This window comes from Bacteroidota bacterium (assembly GCA_034723125.1).
Taxonomy (GTDB): Bacteria; Bacteroidota; Bacteroidia; order CAILMK01; family JAAYUY01; genus JAYEOP01.
This window is the reverse complement of the sequence record JAYEOP010000278.1, coordinates 1-3057: the sequence shown is the minus strand read 5'-3', so window position 1 is coordinate 3057 and position 3057 is coordinate 1. Positions and strand designations below refer to the sequence as shown.

The window sequence follows — 3057 nt, the reverse complement described above, 5'->3', positions numbered from 1 at the left end:
TATATTGATTATTTTTGAAATTTCCAATTACAAAACTCCTGATTTTTTAAATAAATACTTATTTTTGCGAAAAAATTTATTCAAACTTAAAAACGAAAAATTATGTCAATGTTAGGAATTGTTGTTGCAGTTGTTGCGATACTGCTATTTATAATGCTATTTTTATATTTTATCCCAGTAAATTTATGGATAACTGCTGTTTTTTCAGGAGTAAAAGTTAGTATTTTACAACTTATTTTAATGAGGATACGTAAGGTACCTCCATCTATTATTGTAAATGCTATGATTACTTCAACAAAAGCAGGACTAAAAGTTACAATTAATGAAGTAGAAACTCATTATCTTGCAGGAGGTAATGTAGATAATGTTATTAAAGCATTGATATCGGCAGATAAAGCAAATATTAACCTTGGTTTCCAATTAGCTACTGCTATTGATCTTGCAGGAAGAGATGTTTTTGAAGCGGTACAACTTTCTGTTAATCCTCGTGTTATTGATACAAAACCTATTGCCGCAATGGCTAAAGATGGTATTCAACTTATTGCAAAAGCAAGAGTTACTGTTAGAGCAAATATCAACCAGCTTGTTGGTGGTGCAGGTGAAGAAACAATATTAGCACGTGTAGGTGAAGGTATAGTATCTTCTATCGGTTCATCACAAAACCATAAAGCGGTTCTTGAAAATCCTGATAATATTTCAAAACTTGTTCTTCAAAGAGGTCTTGATTCGGGTACAGCATTCGAAATTTTATCTATTGATATTGCAGATATTGATGTTGGTAAAAATATTGGTGCTGTATTACAAGCTGACCAAGCTGAAGCTGACAAGCAAATTGCACAGGCAAAAGCTGAAGAAAAACGTGCTATGGCTGTTGCAGATGAACAAGAACAAAAAGCTAAAGCCCAAGAAGCGAAAGTTAAGGTAATTGAAGCTGAAGCTCAGGTACCGCTTGCTATGGCTCATGCTTTTAAAGACGGAAATCTTGGAATTATGGATTATATGAAATATAAAAACATTGATTCTGATACGGAAATGAGAAGTTCTATTTCACAATCTATGGCACCTTCTACTAAGTATAATGAGCCAAAGAAAAAAAAGGATGATGATAAGAAAAAGGAATAATAATTAGTGGCACTAAGAAAACTTTGTATTACTCATTATACTTGGGCTTTGAATTAATAATATGGATGTGAATGTAAAAGTCATTCAATTGTCATTAATAGTCATTTAGCCAAGCTGTCATTGGGTTTTGTAACTTAATGACAATCAAATGACTAATTTATGACATTAGATTCAAACGACAGAATACACATAATATTCTAACAGTCAAAAACATACGTTTTTCTTATAGCCACTAATTATTGATTGATAATTTGAAGTATCTTCTTTTCATCTATCTTATTTATACATTTAAAATGCCCTTCGGGGCATTTTTTTTTGTAACCCAATTTTGAGCAAGGACGGCATTTTAAGTTCTTAACTTCAATAATGTGTGAGTTAGTTTTTGGCGTGTCTTTGTTAAAATATGGGAACATACCAAATTCAGGAATTGTGTTTCCCCAAACAGAAATAATTTCTTTGTTGAATGTAGCGGCAATGTGCATTAAACCTGTGTCATTTGTTAAAATCTTTGTAGCATTTTTTACAATAAATGCTGAGGTATTTAAATCAATAGTTCCACACAAATTTGTTACCGCAAGCTTTTTTTCTATTCTTTTGGCTTCTTCAATTTCATCTTTTCCTCCCAAAATAACTATTGCTCTGTTGACCTTTTGCCCAATATTTATAATTTTCTCAACAGAGAGTTTTTTTGTAAAAAACTTTCCACCTAAAACAATAACTAAATAATCTTTTTTTATTTTTTCAATTATTTTTTTGCCTTCAATTTCTGCATTTTTAGGAATAAAATAATCTAATCCTAAACCATCGTTTTTAACTCCTAAGCTTTCGGTAGCTTTCAAATAGCGGTCAACAATGTGAATATCAGGTAATTTATTGATTTTAAAATTAACGAGCAACCATTTTTGGAAATTCAGTTTATTGAATGAAAATGATTTTGTTTTTAATTTCCATCTAAGGCTAAGCGACCTTATATTTTTGTGAAGGTCGATTATGTAATCGTAATTTTCTTTCTTTAAATGAGGAATTATTTCAGAGAGTGAGTTTGTAAAACTATAAACCTTGTCAATGTAAGGGTTATTTTCTAAAATAGATGTGTAAGCAGATTTTGTAATAAAGTGTATTTCAGATTTTTTTAATTGTTTTTTTAATCCTCTGATTACGGGAGTTGTAAGAACAATATCCCCAATGGAACTAAATCTGATTATTAATATTTTCAACTTATGAACAGTTTAAAAATGTTTTAGTTGAATGAAGTTATTCAGGGCGTTTTGAATTAATGAGTTTTCCTTTTTCGTATTCTTCGGTTTTTATTAAACTTCCTTCAGCATTAAAGTATTTCCATTCTCCATGTTTTTCATCATTTTTATAATTACCTGATATTTTTATTTTTCCGCTTTCATAATAATAAAAATAAGGACCGTGTTTTTTCTTTATTACTTCAACTATTGAATGATCTCCTGTGGCACTAAAAACATTTACTTCTTTGTAATTATATACTTCCTTAAGTTTTGTTTTGTTTTTATCATAATAAGTTTTGCCTCCATCACCCACGTGTTGACTGAATCCGAGATTAACAAAAAAAAGTAAGCTTATAACAATAATCAAGAACTTTTTCATAATTTCAATTTTTTTTATCATAAATTTTGGCAAAATACCTGCCAAACGACATTTTTGAATTTCCGCTAAGATACGAAATATTGTTTGGGTGTAAAAAACAAATTAAGATTATTTTTTCATTGTCTATAAAAAACTCTGGAAATCTTAATGCCTGTCTGCCGAAATAGGCAGGCGAATGTATTTATAGAACCTCCTTTTAATAATGAATATTGACCACGTTCGCTGTAGCTTTAGCGGTTGCGAAACAAGGAATTTTGAATAATGAAGTTTTAATTAATTTCAATAATACCGGATATTTATTTTTTTGTTATTGAGTCC

General features: G+C 29.8%; 3 protein-coding genes. 1 reads left to right on the top strand and 2 read right to left on the bottom strand.

Going from position 1 to position 3057, the window contains the following annotated elements; all coding sequences use genetic code 11:
* The first annotated feature begins 102 nt into the window (after nt 1-102).
* Nucleotides 103-1122 carry a flotillin-like protein FloA gene (gene floA / locus U9R42_07600; protein ID MEA3495882.1) on the top strand — a complete coding sequence of 340 codons (1020 nt, stop codon included), beginning with the start codon at nt 103-105 and terminating at the stop codon, nt 1120-1122.
* Nucleotides 1123-1358: 236 nt separating this feature from the next.
* Here the strand turns inward: floA and U9R42_07595 are convergent, their stop codons facing one another.
* The gene (locus tag U9R42_07595; GenBank protein MEA3495881.1) at nt 1359-2339 is read right to left on the bottom strand and encodes a glycosyltransferase family 9 protein; all 981 of its coding nucleotides are present in this window, start codon (nt 2337-2339) and stop codon (nt 1359-1361) included.
* Between the two features lie 37 nt (nt 2340-2376).
* Nucleotides 2377-2739: a hypothetical protein gene (locus U9R42_07590; protein MEA3495880.1), complete on the bottom strand. Its 363-nt coding sequence runs from the start codon at nt 2737-2739 to the stop codon at nt 2377-2379.
* Nucleotides 2740-3057: the final 318 nt, after the last annotated feature.

What these genes read in the sequence shown, in the direction of transcription:
- floA (MEA3495882.1), top strand. Translation starts at nt 103, where the DNA reads ATGTCAATGTTAGGAATTGTTGTTGCAGTTGTTGCGATACTGCTATTT.
- U9R42_07590 (MEA3495880.1), bottom strand. Translation starts at nt 2,739, where the DNA reads ATGAAAAAGTTCTTGATTATTGTTATAAGCTTACTTTTTTTTGTTAAT.